We start from the raw sequence: 12,213 nt of genomic DNA, 5'->3' as shown, positions 1-12,213 counted from the left end.
AATAAGTCATGCTTCGCCATGAGTTGTTGATTCTTTTTCAGGTAAACAACTCATGGCAGCAAGCAATATTCCAGCGTTACTTCAGCGTATCGATCGAACTCTCAATCGCGAGACTCAGTACAATTTCTCTGAACCATTTGAGCCGAAAGAATACAACACAGCAATGATTACGGGTCATCGCTGGTTCGATTACAACATTCCGATCGATAAACTTATCACAATGGCACTGAATCAAGGTGTGACTAAATTCTTGTGTGGCATGGCACTTGGTACTGACCAAATTGCAGCAGAGATTTTAGTTCGGCGTAAACTCAAATGGACAGCCGTGATTCCTTGCGCTGATCAACATAAGCTATGGAAACCACATCAACAAAGCCATTACAAGAAGTTGCTGGAGCAAGCCACAGAAAAGAAATGCCTTTATCAGACCTACAGCCCTGGTGTGATGCAATCTCGGAATTTGTGGATGGTCAAGCGATCGGATATTTGCCTAGCAGTTTTCTCCGGCGACCCTCACTGCGTTGGCGGTGGAACGGCCTCAACTTTCAAGATAGCCCGCAATCGCAATCTCCTCATTTATCAGTACATCCCTGCTGAATCTCGGTTCGTAATCATTGAACCTGCTCACCATCAGTTAAGTCTCTTCTAGCTGTTTTTCATCGCACATCTCCCCCTTATAAAGGGGGACATCTTGCCAACCGCAAACTTAACCAGAAACTCAAAATGAAGAAAAAAGTAGTCATGGCTCACCTCCACAATCGGATCAGCAAACTTGCCAAAGGTGCGATCGAACGTGGAGATATTACCAGTTGCGAGCGCATCTCTGAAGGCTCTTATCTAATCAAGCGAATTGACAAGACTGACCGACCACAGACTACCAAATACACTGCTGTCGCTGCTGCTAGTCTCCTTCATCTTCTCAATTCCTATGCTTTAGCCAATCCCCCACATCAACATCAGAAACAGTAGCAGAAACAGAAACAGTTTAGAAACAATCCAAAAATCAAAAACAAAAGTACCCCTCGTGAAGGCTTCGCCGGGGGGTACTGATTCCTACTCTATTACTCTGTCAAAGGTAACAAATATGTCCATTCAATCTTTCACTACTCTATCACAAACTGTTCAACAATTAGCAATAGATTCCAATCTTGATTGTGAAACTGTGGAGACTTTAATTCCTGAGAAAGCATCAGACCAGATGCTTCTAGAAGCGATCGGCAAACTTATCAATCTGGATGAAATCGTCGATCGGCTTCAGGCTTTAGATTGTCTACAGTGCAGTTTGTTTACGCCTGACAAAGTTAAGTTTGCCTTTCTGAAATGGATTGAGAATCATCTTGAGTCAATCGAAATGCAACCTGAATGGTTCATTAACCAGGATTTCAAGCATTTCGATCGACATCTGCCGTTTGACGATCTGCAAGAAGCAACAGACTTGAGAGAGTATGACGTTGAATCTGTTTACGAAGAAATTAGCGCTGCTCATGAAGCTGGATTATTTGATAATAATTCGACGCTTGAGGACAACTTCACTGGCACTCCAGAACAAGCAGCAGCAGATGCTCTAACCTGGTAGCAAAGTAGCACAGACAAAAAAAAAAGCGGTTAGCGTAGGATTAACCGCTTTTAGTTTAGTTACAGATTCAGATTCAGGTATTTCCACACAAGAAGTATATCATGCAACATCTCAAGAAAATTGCTGAAATTCGCAATCAAATTGAAAGATTAAAAGTTGAAGCTGATGCGATCGAACCTGATGCTATTCTCGAAGCTTTCGAGATTATTGAATCTGAAAAGTCTCGCAAAAACGTTGTCTACAACGACGATAATGCGAAAATCGTCATCCAGCTAAGAACTCGCTACGATGACAAAAACCTTACCGTTACCCGATTGGACGAAGACATCAATCGCGAATACGATAAACTGTGTCGAGCGAATGCAACCGCCATCGAAAACAGCGAATCTTACATCAACGATATCAAAGAAATGCTTGCAGAAGCAGAAACAAAACATGAAGCGCTTCTCACTTCTCCGTACTTAGAAACGTTACGGAAACAGCGGACAATCGCAATTAAGAAAACTGAGCATAAAGTGCCAGGATTAGCGGTTTATGTTCATTACCTAAAGCGTTAAAATAAACCTAAATCGATAGTATTCATCAAAATGCTTCGCTTTAGGTTGTTGATTTCTTTTGTGACAATTCAGGTATTTCTACAATGACAACAATCACAGTCAATGAATCCAGTTTTCAGGTACAGCCCTTTGTCCGCTACAAAGAAAATCGAGTCAAAGGTCACTTTAGTTTACAAGATCAAGAATTTTCTTCGCTGAATATGGCAATCGTAAAGATTAAGAGCCGAACCTTAACACTCGATTCGGTACTTGCCTCTTTACCAGTAAATGAAATTTGGGGATTTGTTGTCAATGATTCGGGCGGAACACTTTCAACTGTGCTTACGTTAAAGCGTGATTTACCACCGATCGAACCTGGGAAAATCTATGAATTAGATTTTCTGCCATTTAAGACTGCCCAAGGCAAAGGCTTCATGCTAAACGCTTTTCCTCGGAATCCAATGAATGATATCGAAAAGTACGCTTTAGAAGTTGCTGACGATATCCTCAACTCTGAAATAGATTTTTGTCATGATGAAAGATTGAACGAATTCGTCCTTTGATTTAGCAGTTTGCGATCGGTTTTAACCAATCACAAACTGCTAAGTTAATAGACATACCCAAAGTGATCGTAATGCTTCGCATTTGGGTATTGAGTTTCTTTTTTTGTAACAGAAATTCGAGCAGAAACAAAACAGAAACAAAAACAGAAACTCGACCAGAAACAAAAACAAAACCAGAAACAATCATGCAAAACCCAATTATCATTGACGGATTCGCCTTCAGACTTCCTTTAATTCCTAGTCGATATCGCGCCAATTGCAGTAAAGAATTCGGCTGCTTTGTCACGGGCGATACCAAAGGAATGAACAGCAGCAAAGCCGAGAAAGCGGGATTGACTCGTGGTGAGTTTGTTGAAATGGCAATTTGTGCGATCGGACAGAAAACGCTGTCTTTCAAGCCTCACTATGAAAATGAGCAATTCACCGAAATTTGGGGACTGCCAGTAGGCGGGGGAATGAAGACTCATTTTCATGAAAAATGCTCTGAGTTAAGCACGTTCCTCATTCACCGCCAATCTCAGGACAAAATGAAAGGCTTAGTCGAATGTTTTGGGCGAGAAGCATTCAATTCTTGGGTTGCTGAAGGTATGCAAGGCGACCACAGTGAATATGCACTCAGAAAAGCATCTGACGCTTATTTTGCGAATATTTTCCGCTTTGAGATGGTGCAAAGTGAGGGTAATCATGGTCCTTACTTCTACTTATCCATCACTACTCGTCCAATCGCAACTCCATTTGAAGAAGCTGCCGTCAAAGCTGCTCGGATGATTTTTGAAGATGACCAAAAAGGTTTGGTTCATTGCGTTGATTATCGACTCATTGAAAACCAGGCAATGTGCTTGGGTTCTGGTTCATCTTCTGGTTTAGCTATTGCACCTGCCAATGGCGCTGAAATCATTGAAGCTGAACAACAGCCTGTCAAGCAACTTAAAGGCAAATAATCTGCAATTCAGGGGAGTAATCTTCTGAATTTGTTAGTTCGATCGTCCTTACTCATGGCGATCGAACTGACCCAACCTACTCAACTTTCCACTCAAACTCTATCCACTCGGTCTTCTCTCAAAGGTAATTTGATGCTGAAAACAATCAAAGTAACTACTAACGCAACAGGCAATGAACAGCACATTACTAAACTGTTCAAGCAATACGTGATCGATTTTCTTCAAAAAGCTGTTGCTGAAGAAAATAATCTTTTACGTCATTTTCAAACTTCTGACTGGAAATGGGTAACAGATTCCTCTCCCGCTGAATTAGTCGAAACAGTGTCTTGGAGTTGGCAAAGTCGATCGAACGCGGATGGAGCCGATGGCAACTGCACGATCTATCTCAAATCAGATAAGCCAATCCGAAGCCAAACATCAGAAAAGTTTGTTGAAGGCAACGCAGTTTATAGCGTAGACATTACCATAATTAGCTAATTTTGCGCTTCTTATATACACGCACATTTATTATTAACGCAAGCGAGACGGGCTTAATAATAAGTGTGCGACAACACACATGAAAACAAACTGAGAAAAACACATGAGCAATATTCAGTGGACCGACATAACTTGTAATCCCATCCATTTAGTAAAAGCTGATGGTAAACACGGCGGACACTGGTGTCATAAAATCAGCCCAGGATGTACTCATTGCTATGCCGAAGCAATGAATCTAAGCAACTACTTCATCTTTGCCAGTGGTTTGCCCTACACAGGTCAAGTCCCTGCTAACTTGGTTTTCTCAACAATCATCATGGAAAAGTTGGTGAAAATGAAGAAAGGTGAAAGAGTTTTCGCCTTCTCCATGACTGACTGCTTCGGGGATTGGGTCGGCGATGATTGGTTGGATTTAGCTTTTGCTTATATGGTGGTAGCCTCCCAACACACCTTCCAAATTTTGACAAAACGACCGGAGCGGATGCCGGACTATTTTCGATCGGCAGAGGAACCCATCAGAAAAATTGTTGAGGACTTGAGACGACAACTCAAGCTACCCCAGTCGGAATTTGTCTGGCCGATTCCAAATCTGTGGATCGGTACCACGGTGGAGAATCAACAAGCTACCCGTCGAATTCCTCATCTGTTGGAAACACCAGCAGCAGTCAGATTTCTAAGCTGTGAGCCTTTATTAGAATCGGTCAGCCTTGAGAAGGAATGGCTAGACTCGATCGATCAAGTAATTATTGGTGGTGAATCCGGGCCCGGTGCGCGGGTCTGTCAACTTGATTGGGTTCGATTCATGGTCAACCAATGTCAAATGGCTAAAGATGTGGCGATATTTGTCAAACAACTTGGCTCAAACCCAATTCTGACTGCCTGCTATATCGACGGAGTTGCTACCACTTACCAAAAACTTAAGCTCAAGGATCGCAAAGGTGGAACGATCGATGAATTTCCTGAAGATGTGAGATTTCGTCAGTTTCCTGTCCCGCAGCTTAAAATGTTGCCCTCTTCTCTCTCTCTCTAGTCCTGCATGAGAAAAACCTCTAACCTACGCCTATCAAACGATGGTTGTAGGTCAGAGGTTTTGTTTTCAGAAACTCTACTGCCTACAATCTTTCAAATCTAAAAATATGGTACTGACACAAATTGGTGCACACAAAATTGCTGCTGGAAAAATTGGAATTTCTGGTGAAAAATATCAAGAAAATCTGAAATCTGGTCTTAAATGGTGTTTCGGCTGTCAGTCGTGGCTAAAGCTGAACTTGTTTAATCAAAGTAAAAATGCCCGTGATGGCAAAGACAACCGTTGCCGAAGCTGTCGTCGAGCTTTCGATCGCAAAAGGTATGAGCCTATTCCGATCGGAGTACGCAAAACCCGAGGCTTTCCCCCCCTTCCAGGTAGGGACGGCGACAAGAGCCAAGCCCGGAACCGCATAAACTACGCAGTCTCCCGCAATAAATTACCGCGTGCACGTAATATCCCGTGTGTAGATTGCGGTCATTTAGGGCCCGATGGCGTACCGCCCCGCAAGCTACGACTCCATGAATATGACCACCACAAGGGCTACGATGCCATCAACCATTTAGAAGTCGAATGTGTTTGCGTTCCCTGCCATGTCGATCGAGAACGGCAACGGAGACAGGAAAAGCAATATCACAAATATGTCAGTCCTGCTAAATAGTGCTTCGCTGTAAAGTTGTAAGTTTTGTGGACAAATAATATGGCGATTCGCATTCCTAACAAAAATGGTAAGTTCCCTGACTCTGACCCTGATCCAGAACCTAAGTCAGAGTCAGAGCCTTCTAATTCAAAGCCAAGGGAATCAATGTTCGCGAAATTTACGGCGAAACTATCCTGGGAAATCAATAATGTTGAGCCTGAGTTGAATGAACTGTTTCCTTATTACAAAGACTACTGCTACCTCTTTCTAACTCCTAACTGTGATGAAGGGTATGTAGGAGAAGGCTATGGAATCTATCGAGATTGCTTGGACAAATACGATGAAATTGGTCGGCGGTTGGCAAAAATGTGGCCGCTCGAACAAGTAACCGAAGATAAAAAAATTAATCACAACAGTCGAGGTAAATAATTATGGGAATTCGCATTCTTCCTAAAAATCACCAGTTCCGTGAGCCTGAACCTGACCCTGAAGAATCTAAATCTTCAGGTTCTGGATTTGATGTTGATTTAGTATTTCAGCAATTGACTGCTAAACTTCGCTGGGAAAAAGAACATATTAAGCCTGTACTAGGTGAACTCTTCCCGTCCTATGGCGACACCTGCTATATCTTTCTTACCTTTGGCTGTGATGAAGGATATGTCGGGAAAGGTTATGGCTTTTACCACTCTCGCACCGCAGAATATGATGAGATTGGTCGGCGGTTGGCTCAGTTGTGGTCGATCGAACAGCTAACTGAAGACAGAAAAATCAATCATTACAGTCGTGGTGCTGGGTAACCAATAAGTAATGCTTCGCTGTAGGGTAGTGATTTCTAGGAACAGTAATATGTCACTACCCTATCTCACAAAAATCGACGATTCCAGTGATTCTTTCATCCATCCTTCAGCCATTCAATACAATCGACCAGCGGTAAGATTAGCTAACCGACTACGTTGGGATAGATTAAATATTGAACCGGAGCTACAAAGACTTTTTCGCTATTACCGTAACACCTGTTCTCTAACAGACAGAACCCAAAATTTTGAAGCTGCTAAGTCTCCCAAAACTTACGATAAAATAGGTCAACTGCTCGCTAATATGTGGTCAAAGGAACAACTTACAGAAGTCCGAAAACTTAATTATTACAGTCGTGAAGCTTCGCTGTAAAGTGGGAGTCTTTTAGCTAATCGTTGACGAATGAACACTCAGAGTTTAGAACTTTTGGGACAAAATACCCAGCGCCAGTATGAAAAACTGACAGCAAAAGCTTTGTTTGAAACGGAATATATTGAGCCATATTTAGGCTCCATATTATTCCCTTATTACAGCCACTACTGCATTATCTCGGTATTCGACATTAACATCTCTGACAAGCGTTTTGGCATTTTTGACAGCGGTTGCCATGCCGATCGGTACGATCGAATTGCCATGCTTCTCAAAAGAATTTAGAAAAGTTCTCAGAAAAAGTGACTGTTACATCGCGCTTGTAACAGTCAATTCCCTCAGTGAAAACACCAAATCAATTATACCCTCATCATGCAAGTATTTCTCACGGGAACCGAAAGACTTGATAAAATGAACGCGGAAATGTGGACGCGAATTCATAATATCACCAAGCTAAATGCTACCATCTTAATCGGGAACTATCGCGGTTTTGATCAACTAGCTTTAGCATTCCTAAAGATTTTGGAATATCGCAACGTTAAACTTTACGAAACTGGAAGCGGTTTAAGTTTTGGGTATCCAATCATTGATGTAGGTCGATATCCGCGTCAAGATATTGAAATGAGTCAATCGGCAGATTATATGTTGGCAGTCTACGATGGACTTAGTTTTGGAGTTAAAGCTAACTTGAAACGGATGCCAGCAGAGAAAACCAGAATCATCTACATCAACATTTGAAAAATCATGAAACCAATAATTTTTGACCAAAATAACCCTAGCAGAAATCGAAGCCTCAAAATTATTGAGGGAGTTGATAAAGCTTTAATCAAGAAAATCCGAGACGATCGAACTTACAAAATGCCTCCAAATTACATTAATTGGCAGACTTTGAGTGGAGTTATCTCGGTAGCTCTGTCAAGTTGCACTGTTGAATATGCCAAAGTTGATGTTTCTGCGTTTATCCATAGTTACCGTACAGCTCTCTGGTTTATTAGCGATGCTCCTATTTATTGCCTTACTGAGGAATTGATAGAAGCATTTGACCAGACCGAGGCTCTAAAGAAACCTGGCATCCTTGCAAGTTGGCAACCATCATTACCTACTTTTCTGCTAGTGATACCTAAAGGCTTAATTTACACACCGGACGGCGGTGAAGTGGATTATCTAACAATTTCTTGTAGCGATTCTGAACATCCTGAATGGAATTCAGGCAAATGGGGAAGCATTCAAATTCAGCCATTTAACCTGAAACACGATCGGTATTTCCAAATTTGCACTGTAGATTCTCTCGAAACTGTTTGGACTTCAGGAACTGCGGTTAAAAGTGACGGTACTTTGCTTTATGATGAAACTGAAAATCTTGGCAGACATATTATCTCACCTGAAGATAAAGCATTTCTTCAACGCATCAGAAATTTGGTAATCAATGTATTGTTGACTTTGGAATTTTCACCGTCATTATTGACGACTGTAACTGACTCTGAAACCAAAACTAAAAGCAAGGGATTTCAGGTGCTCGATCGGAGTTCTTCTAATGTCAGATATCCCCGCTGGCTGGGTAAAAATTACAAAAATTTCTCGGTAGTCTCCGCAGAAAAACGAACGCATTTATCTCCGTACAGCCACTGGAGACAGGGACATTGGAGAGTGTTAAAATCAGGGGAAAGTAAGCGCTGGAGAGATAGTAAACGGCTTTGGATTCAACCTGTTTGGGTTGATCCCCAATAGCGGTTCATGAGCCTTAAAAGTAAATTACAATAGATAAAATACTTCTGAGGCTTAACTAATGATTACTCCAGGGACTGCATATAACTGTTTTTCAAAATTTATCTTTGATGGTGATACTTTAACTCTAGATTTTAATGGTGCTGATTTACGAGTACGACTCCGCTGGATAGATACTCCTGAAGCTCAAAGACCGGGAGTAAATAGCACAGACGCCAGAGTTCTTAAACATTGGGAATGGGCGCAAACAGCAAAAACAGCATTGATGAATATGGTGGCAAATAAACCGATTATTGCCATTCCGATCGAGAAAGACCAGTTCGATCGCTGGATATGCGACTGTTATCTTGAAAAAATCTCAGCAGCAACCAATATCCAGATTCTTCAATGCAAGAGCGGAATGGGGGTAAGTTTCCTCCCATATAACCGATTTGCTTACAACACCAGAGAGTTGACTGTACTTCGAGGAATCATTACTGAAACTGCCAGCGCTCACCGTAGGAAAGCGGGAGTTTGGTCGGTGCCTGACTTCATTCTTCCTAACGAATTCAAAAAATTAACTCTTGCCTAAAAAGATGAAATTAGCTGAAAAGATTGTCAGATATATGGAAGCCAAGAATTATGTCTTGGCTCGGAAACAGGGAGAAAAAAACATCATTTATGTCGAAGGGATGGACCCGGACGGAAGGCTTAACGCTGATGAGCCGAACCATTTCAACGATGCCCGAATGCTTTTAGTATTTCGGGATGGGTTGCCGACGATCGAAGCTGCTTGGGAAGCAACGACGGAACCAGGCTATTACTACACCGACAATCCCATGAACCCCAATGGTGCTGCCAGAATTGCCTTTGGGCAGTATCGAGCTTGGCAAGTCGGAATCCACGGCTACTCTGATCCGCACCAGGCTCTTGTCCAGGTCGGACTTGTCAAAGTGCACCGGGATTGGAACAGGGACATGATGAGAACCGGTGATTCGATCGATGAGGGTTACTTCGGCATCAATCAGCACCACGGTTTCGACCATCCAGTCAATGATATTCATACAGCCGGAGCTGGCTGCTTCGTTGGCAGGCTAAGACGTGAGCACTTTGACTTCATGAAGAGGCTTTTGACTGACCCTCGCTATGTTGCTGATAGAGACTATATTTTTACGACAACTATCATTCCAGGTAATAAACTTTAATTTATGGGGAAATGAAACAAGAAACTTTGGATTATATTGCTGCTTCGATCGGAACTGTTGCTATCATTTCTACCTATATTTTCTGGTTAGCTTCTCGGCAAATTAAAGATAGTTTAATTCGTAAAATTGACCAGTTTGCCTATGATTTAACTAAAAAACAAGAGAGCGACCAGATTACTGCCGGGTACAAAATGCGACGCTGGCAAGATATAAATAGACTTCGAGACATTACTTTGGAATGCAGAATCGAAGCTATTGAACACAAACTACAAATCGCTGCCTGCACTATTATTGAATCGATCGAAAGTCATTTTGACGATGATAAAGACTGATACTTGATAAAGACTGATACTTTTGAACTCAATCAAAAACGATGAACTTAAGATTTAGAAAGCCTACTATTGATCAATTAGATCTTATTTCTAGTATTTTAGGAACGATCGCTGGTGTTGCAGAATTACTTGTGGCGACTGGCAAAATTAGTAATGAAGATGGTCAGTTAGTCGCTGGCTTTGCATTAATTGCCTGGGGATTTTTTAGTAATAAAGCACCTCGGACTCCCAAAATTCGACAGCAACAACAGCAACCCTATTTACGGTCAGAGCGTCATGAATTATTAGTGAATGAGCTGGGAGAGTAATAGTATCAGTAAAACTCCGATCAATCCGCACAAAATACCGAATAGAAAAATCGTCAACTGATTCATAAATCTCACTCAGAATCTCATAGTTAAATCAACTTAACATGATTTTACTATGAGATTTCTTTTTTGGTTATGGATTACGGATTACGGATTACGGATTATTCATCTTTTCCGCGATAACCTTCAGAGTTACTGCTGAACCAGCTACTATACCGAGAATTGCTCCAGCGGTAAAACTATCTACTGGATGTACCAACTTTTGCTGTGCGTACACTTGAGCTGTTCTCTGTGCATCTTCTGCTAATTCTTTGGCAACATCGGGAATAATTTCGACTGTTGCTAATACCGATGCTGTCAATGTTCCTGCCAAAAATACCGATTCGCCTGGTGTTGGTTTACGCATTTTGTCTCCTAATTCTCTCTTAGTTTTGGTTGATTGATTGTTGAAATTGATTCTCGATCGAATAAACGATCGATTCGACTTAGCTCTTTTCCAAGTAATCCTTGAATCTAGCAATAAGTGAAGGTGTGCCATGTTTCATTACGAGGTATTGAAAGCATCTCTTGCCTACATCTGAATAACTTTTTGGCTTCCGCCTCCCTTGGGTGAAACCCAAACCAACCTGAATGAGTTTACTTGGACTTTTATATTTATCGGATAATTCCAGAATGCGCTCAAAAACTGCTGTTTCTGACTCATTTGGCAGTAATCTTGCGAAATCTTTTGCATTCCAGATAACTGGATAATCCTCTCTGGATAAGGCTTTCGGAGTTATCTCTCTTTTTATAAGGTTATCCAAAGGTGATAATTCTACACTTTCCTTATCTGCTGAATTATCTGATAAATTATCCGAGTTTTGGATGCCTTGCGATCGGTGTAACTCTATTTGTCTATCGAGTTCTTCAGTGGTTGATTCGGCTAACCAATAATCCCACGATACTGACTGATTTAATGCCCGATTTAGTTTGTTTATGTCCGATTCTACTTCAGGTTGTGTCTCAGATTGTAGTTCAGTTTTTGTGTTTTGGAAGCTAAGGTTTAAATCAGGTTTCTGGTCAACTTCTGAATTACTAATAACTTGATTGTCAGACTCTGAAGTAAAGCCATTAAATAACTCATAGACCCATTCAGGACGTATCCATTCCGGCAAAATAGAAATAGGCAAATCTTTGATGCACTCTCCCTCTTCATCTTTGATACCCGAAATAGTTCCTTTAAAAAGTGGCTGATATTTGCTGTTCGATCGTAATTGAAGTTTGATAACTCCTGAGTTGACAGATTTACTGAAACCCTCACCCCCGCCGAAAGCAGCGTTAGTATCATTGTGAGCAATGAAGATGGGCGCTTCTTTGCCTTTGCGAGGGTCGCCAACAACTTTTCTGGTTAGTTTGCTGGCAGGTTCCGCCGTACCTTCTTCAAAGCCATATTGTGTCATTTCATCAAAGATAGAGGTCAGCCAATCATCTTTTAGAGTTCTGACTTTGAATCGATCGTACATGGCGTTAAGTTGTGCGCCAACTTCCTCAAAGTTTTGATTTGCACCGTAGCCGGGAACGCCTAGCTTAACCAGAGTTTTCCAGCACTCATCATAATTTTGGTGGAAGTGAGGGTCAGCGATCGAGATGATTTTGTGACCATACAAATAATGCCGGCACAGTGCTAAAAAAGCTGCGAAGTAACTTTTAAAGCTACCCATATCCCCATAAATTAGGATGGGTTTGTGCATCAGTTGTGCA

Annotated in this window: 21 protein-coding genes; 19 read left to right on the top strand and 2 right to left on the bottom strand. The window is 41.6% G+C overall.

Going from position 1 to position 12,213, the window contains the following annotated elements; genetic code table 11:
* Window positions 1-52 precede the first annotated feature (52 nt).
* From QUB30_RS29185 to QUB30_RS29095, 19 genes are all read left to right on the top strand, one after another.
* On the top strand, window positions 53-649 hold the full coding sequence (locus QUB30_RS29185) for an SLOG family protein (protein WP_333341100.1): 597 nt from the start codon (window positions 53-55) through the stop codon (window positions 647-649).
* A gap of 74 nt (window positions 650-723) precedes the next feature.
* Window positions 724-969 (top strand): hypothetical protein, encoded by a 246-nt coding sequence (locus QUB30_RS29180; RefSeq protein ID WP_333341097.1) that lies wholly within the window; start codon window positions 724-726, stop codon window positions 967-969.
* A 115-nt stretch (window positions 970-1,084) separates the two neighbouring features.
* Window positions 1,085-1,576, top strand: a complete 492-nt coding sequence (locus QUB30_RS29175) for a hypothetical protein (RefSeq protein ID WP_333341094.1) — start codon at window positions 1,085-1,087, stop codon at window positions 1,574-1,576.
* Window positions 1,577-1,677: 101 nt separating this feature from the next.
* Entirely contained in the window at window positions 1,678-2,133 is a 456-nt protein-coding gene (locus QUB30_RS29170) for a hypothetical protein (RefSeq protein ID WP_333341091.1), read from the top strand.
* 83 nt (window positions 2,134-2,216) lie between these two features.
* The gene (locus QUB30_RS29165; RefSeq protein WP_333341088.1) at window positions 2,217-2,675 is read left to right on the top strand and encodes a hypothetical protein; all 459 of its coding nucleotides are present in this window, start codon (window positions 2,217-2,219) and stop codon (window positions 2,673-2,675) included.
* 185 nt (window positions 2,676-2,860) lie between these two features.
* Window positions 2,861-3,616 carry a hypothetical protein gene (locus QUB30_RS29160; protein WP_333341085.1) on the top strand — a complete coding sequence of 252 codons (756 nt, stop codon included), beginning with the start codon at window positions 2,861-2,863 and terminating at the stop codon, window positions 3,614-3,616.
* 30 nt (window positions 3,617-3,646) lie between these two features.
* Window positions 3,647-4,093 carry a hypothetical protein gene (locus QUB30_RS29155; protein ID WP_333341082.1) on the top strand — a complete coding sequence of 149 codons (447 nt, stop codon included), beginning with the start codon at window positions 3,647-3,649 and terminating at the stop codon, window positions 4,091-4,093.
* Between the two features lie 103 nt (window positions 4,094-4,196).
* Entirely contained in the window at window positions 4,197-5,123 is a 927-nt protein-coding gene (locus QUB30_RS29150) for a DUF5131 family protein (RefSeq protein ID WP_333341080.1), read from the top strand.
* Window positions 5,124-5,229: 106 nt separating this feature from the next.
* Window positions 5,230-5,781 carry a hypothetical protein gene (locus QUB30_RS29145; protein WP_333341078.1) on the top strand — a complete coding sequence of 184 codons (552 nt, stop codon included), beginning with the start codon at window positions 5,230-5,232 and terminating at the stop codon, window positions 5,779-5,781.
* A gap of 39 nt (window positions 5,782-5,820) precedes the next feature.
* Entirely contained in the window at window positions 5,821-6,189 is a 369-nt protein-coding gene (locus QUB30_RS29140) for a hypothetical protein (RefSeq protein ID WP_333341076.1), read from the top strand.
* 2 nt (window positions 6,190-6,191) lie between these two features.
* Entirely contained in the window at window positions 6,192-6,557 is a 366-nt protein-coding gene (locus QUB30_RS29135; protein WP_333341073.1) for a hypothetical protein, read from the top strand.
* A gap of 49 nt (window positions 6,558-6,606) precedes the next feature.
* Window positions 6,607-6,927 carry a hypothetical protein gene (locus QUB30_RS29130; protein ID WP_333341071.1) on the top strand — a complete coding sequence of 107 codons (321 nt, stop codon included), beginning with the start codon at window positions 6,607-6,609 and terminating at the stop codon, window positions 6,925-6,927.
* A 30-nt stretch (window positions 6,928-6,957) separates the two neighbouring features.
* Entirely contained in the window at window positions 6,958-7,209 is a 252-nt protein-coding gene (locus QUB30_RS29125; RefSeq protein ID WP_333341068.1) for a hypothetical protein, read from the top strand.
* Window positions 7,210-7,296: 87 nt separating this feature from the next.
* Window positions 7,297-7,662 (top strand): hypothetical protein, encoded by a 366-nt coding sequence (locus tag QUB30_RS29120; RefSeq protein ID WP_333341065.1) that lies wholly within the window; start codon window positions 7,297-7,299, stop codon window positions 7,660-7,662.
* A 6-nt stretch (window positions 7,663-7,668) separates the two neighbouring features.
* Complete coding sequence (locus QUB30_RS29115; protein WP_333341062.1) at window positions 7,669-8,652, top strand: hypothetical protein; 984 nt, start codon at window positions 7,669-7,671, stop codon at window positions 8,650-8,652.
* A gap of 58 nt (window positions 8,653-8,710) precedes the next feature.
* A complete protein-coding gene (locus QUB30_RS29110; RefSeq protein ID WP_333341058.1) occupies window positions 8,711-9,220 on the top strand; it encodes a thermonuclease family protein in 510 nt (169 codons plus the stop codon).
* Between the two features lie 4 nt (window positions 9,221-9,224).
* The gene (locus QUB30_RS29105; protein ID WP_333341054.1) at window positions 9,225-9,833 is read left to right on the top strand and encodes a hypothetical protein; all 609 of its coding nucleotides are present in this window, start codon (window positions 9,225-9,227) and stop codon (window positions 9,831-9,833) included.
* Between the two features lie 11 nt (window positions 9,834-9,844).
* Complete coding sequence (locus tag QUB30_RS29100) at window positions 9,845-10,165, top strand: hypothetical protein (RefSeq protein WP_333341051.1); 321 nt, start codon at window positions 9,845-9,847, stop codon at window positions 10,163-10,165.
* 41 nt (window positions 10,166-10,206) lie between these two features.
* Window positions 10,207-10,473, top strand: a complete 267-nt coding sequence (locus QUB30_RS29095; protein ID WP_333142246.1) for a hypothetical protein — start codon at window positions 10,207-10,209, stop codon at window positions 10,471-10,473.
* Window positions 10,474-10,627: 154 nt separating this feature from the next.
* On the opposite strand, the gene QUB30_RS29090 is transcribed toward QUB30_RS29095, so the two are convergent.
* Both QUB30_RS29090 and QUB30_RS29085 read right to left on the bottom strand, forming a co-directional pair.
* Window positions 10,628-10,879 (bottom strand): hypothetical protein, encoded by a 252-nt coding sequence (locus QUB30_RS29090; protein WP_333341049.1) that lies wholly within the window; start codon window positions 10,877-10,879, stop codon window positions 10,628-10,630.
* Between the two features lie 79 nt (window positions 10,880-10,958).
* On the bottom strand, window positions 10,959-12,213 hold a 1,255-nt coding region (locus tag QUB30_RS29085; protein ID WP_333341047.1), incomplete at its 5' end, for a hypothetical protein.

It is taken from the genome of Microcoleus sp. BROC3, assembly GCF_036702515.1.
Lineage (GTDB): Bacteria > Cyanobacteriota > Cyanobacteriia > Cyanobacteriales > Microcoleaceae > Microcoleus.
This window is presented reverse-complemented; position numbering and strand designations above follow the sequence as displayed.

Excerpts from the sequence above, each read along its gene's own strand:
- QUB30_RS29185 (WP_333341100.1), top strand. The coding sequence starts at position 53 with ATGGCAGCAAGCAATATTCCAGCGTTACTTCAGCGTATCGATCGAACT.
- QUB30_RS29180 (WP_333341097.1), top strand. The coding sequence starts at position 724 with ATGAAGAAAAAAGTAGTCATGGCTCACCTCCACAATCGGATCAGCAAA.
- QUB30_RS29175 (WP_333341094.1), top strand. The coding sequence starts at position 1,085 with ATGTCCATTCAATCTTTCACTACTCTATCACAAACTGTTCAACAATTA.
- QUB30_RS29170 (WP_333341091.1), top strand. The coding sequence starts at position 1,678 with ATGCAACATCTCAAGAAAATTGCTGAAATTCGCAATCAAATTGAAAGA.
- QUB30_RS29165 (WP_333341088.1), top strand. The coding sequence starts at position 2,217 with ATGACAACAATCACAGTCAATGAATCCAGTTTTCAGGTACAGCCCTTT.
- QUB30_RS29160 (WP_333341085.1), top strand. The coding sequence starts at position 2,861 with ATGCAAAACCCAATTATCATTGACGGATTCGCCTTCAGACTTCCTTTA.
- QUB30_RS29150 (WP_333341080.1), top strand. The coding sequence starts at position 4,197 with ATGAGCAATATTCAGTGGACCGACATAACTTGTAATCCCATCCATTTA.
- QUB30_RS29145 (WP_333341078.1), top strand. The coding sequence starts at position 5,230 with ATGGTACTGACACAAATTGGTGCACACAAAATTGCTGCTGGAAAAATT.
- QUB30_RS29140 (WP_333341076.1), top strand. The coding sequence starts at position 5,821 with ATGGCGATTCGCATTCCTAACAAAAATGGTAAGTTCCCTGACTCTGAC.
- QUB30_RS29135 (WP_333341073.1), top strand. The coding sequence starts at position 6,192 with ATGGGAATTCGCATTCTTCCTAAAAATCACCAGTTCCGTGAGCCTGAA.
- QUB30_RS29130 (WP_333341071.1), top strand. The coding sequence starts at position 6,607 with ATGTCACTACCCTATCTCACAAAAATCGACGATTCCAGTGATTCTTTC.
- QUB30_RS29125 (WP_333341068.1), top strand. The coding sequence starts at position 6,958 with ATGAACACTCAGAGTTTAGAACTTTTGGGACAAAATACCCAGCGCCAG.
- QUB30_RS29120 (WP_333341065.1), top strand. The coding sequence starts at position 7,297 with ATGCAAGTATTTCTCACGGGAACCGAAAGACTTGATAAAATGAACGCG.
- QUB30_RS29115 (WP_333341062.1), top strand. The coding sequence starts at position 7,669 with ATGAAACCAATAATTTTTGACCAAAATAACCCTAGCAGAAATCGAAGC.
- QUB30_RS29110 (WP_333341058.1), top strand. The coding sequence starts at position 8,711 with ATGATTACTCCAGGGACTGCATATAACTGTTTTTCAAAATTTATCTTT.
- QUB30_RS29105 (WP_333341054.1), top strand. The coding sequence starts at position 9,225 with ATGAAATTAGCTGAAAAGATTGTCAGATATATGGAAGCCAAGAATTAT.
- QUB30_RS29100 (WP_333341051.1), top strand. The coding sequence starts at position 9,845 with ATGAAACAAGAAACTTTGGATTATATTGCTGCTTCGATCGGAACTGTT.
- QUB30_RS29095 (WP_333142246.1), top strand. The coding sequence starts at position 10,207 with ATGAACTTAAGATTTAGAAAGCCTACTATTGATCAATTAGATCTTATT.
- QUB30_RS29090 (WP_333341049.1), bottom strand. The coding sequence starts at position 10,879 with ATGCGTAAACCAACACCAGGCGAATCGGTATTTTTGGCAGGAACATTG.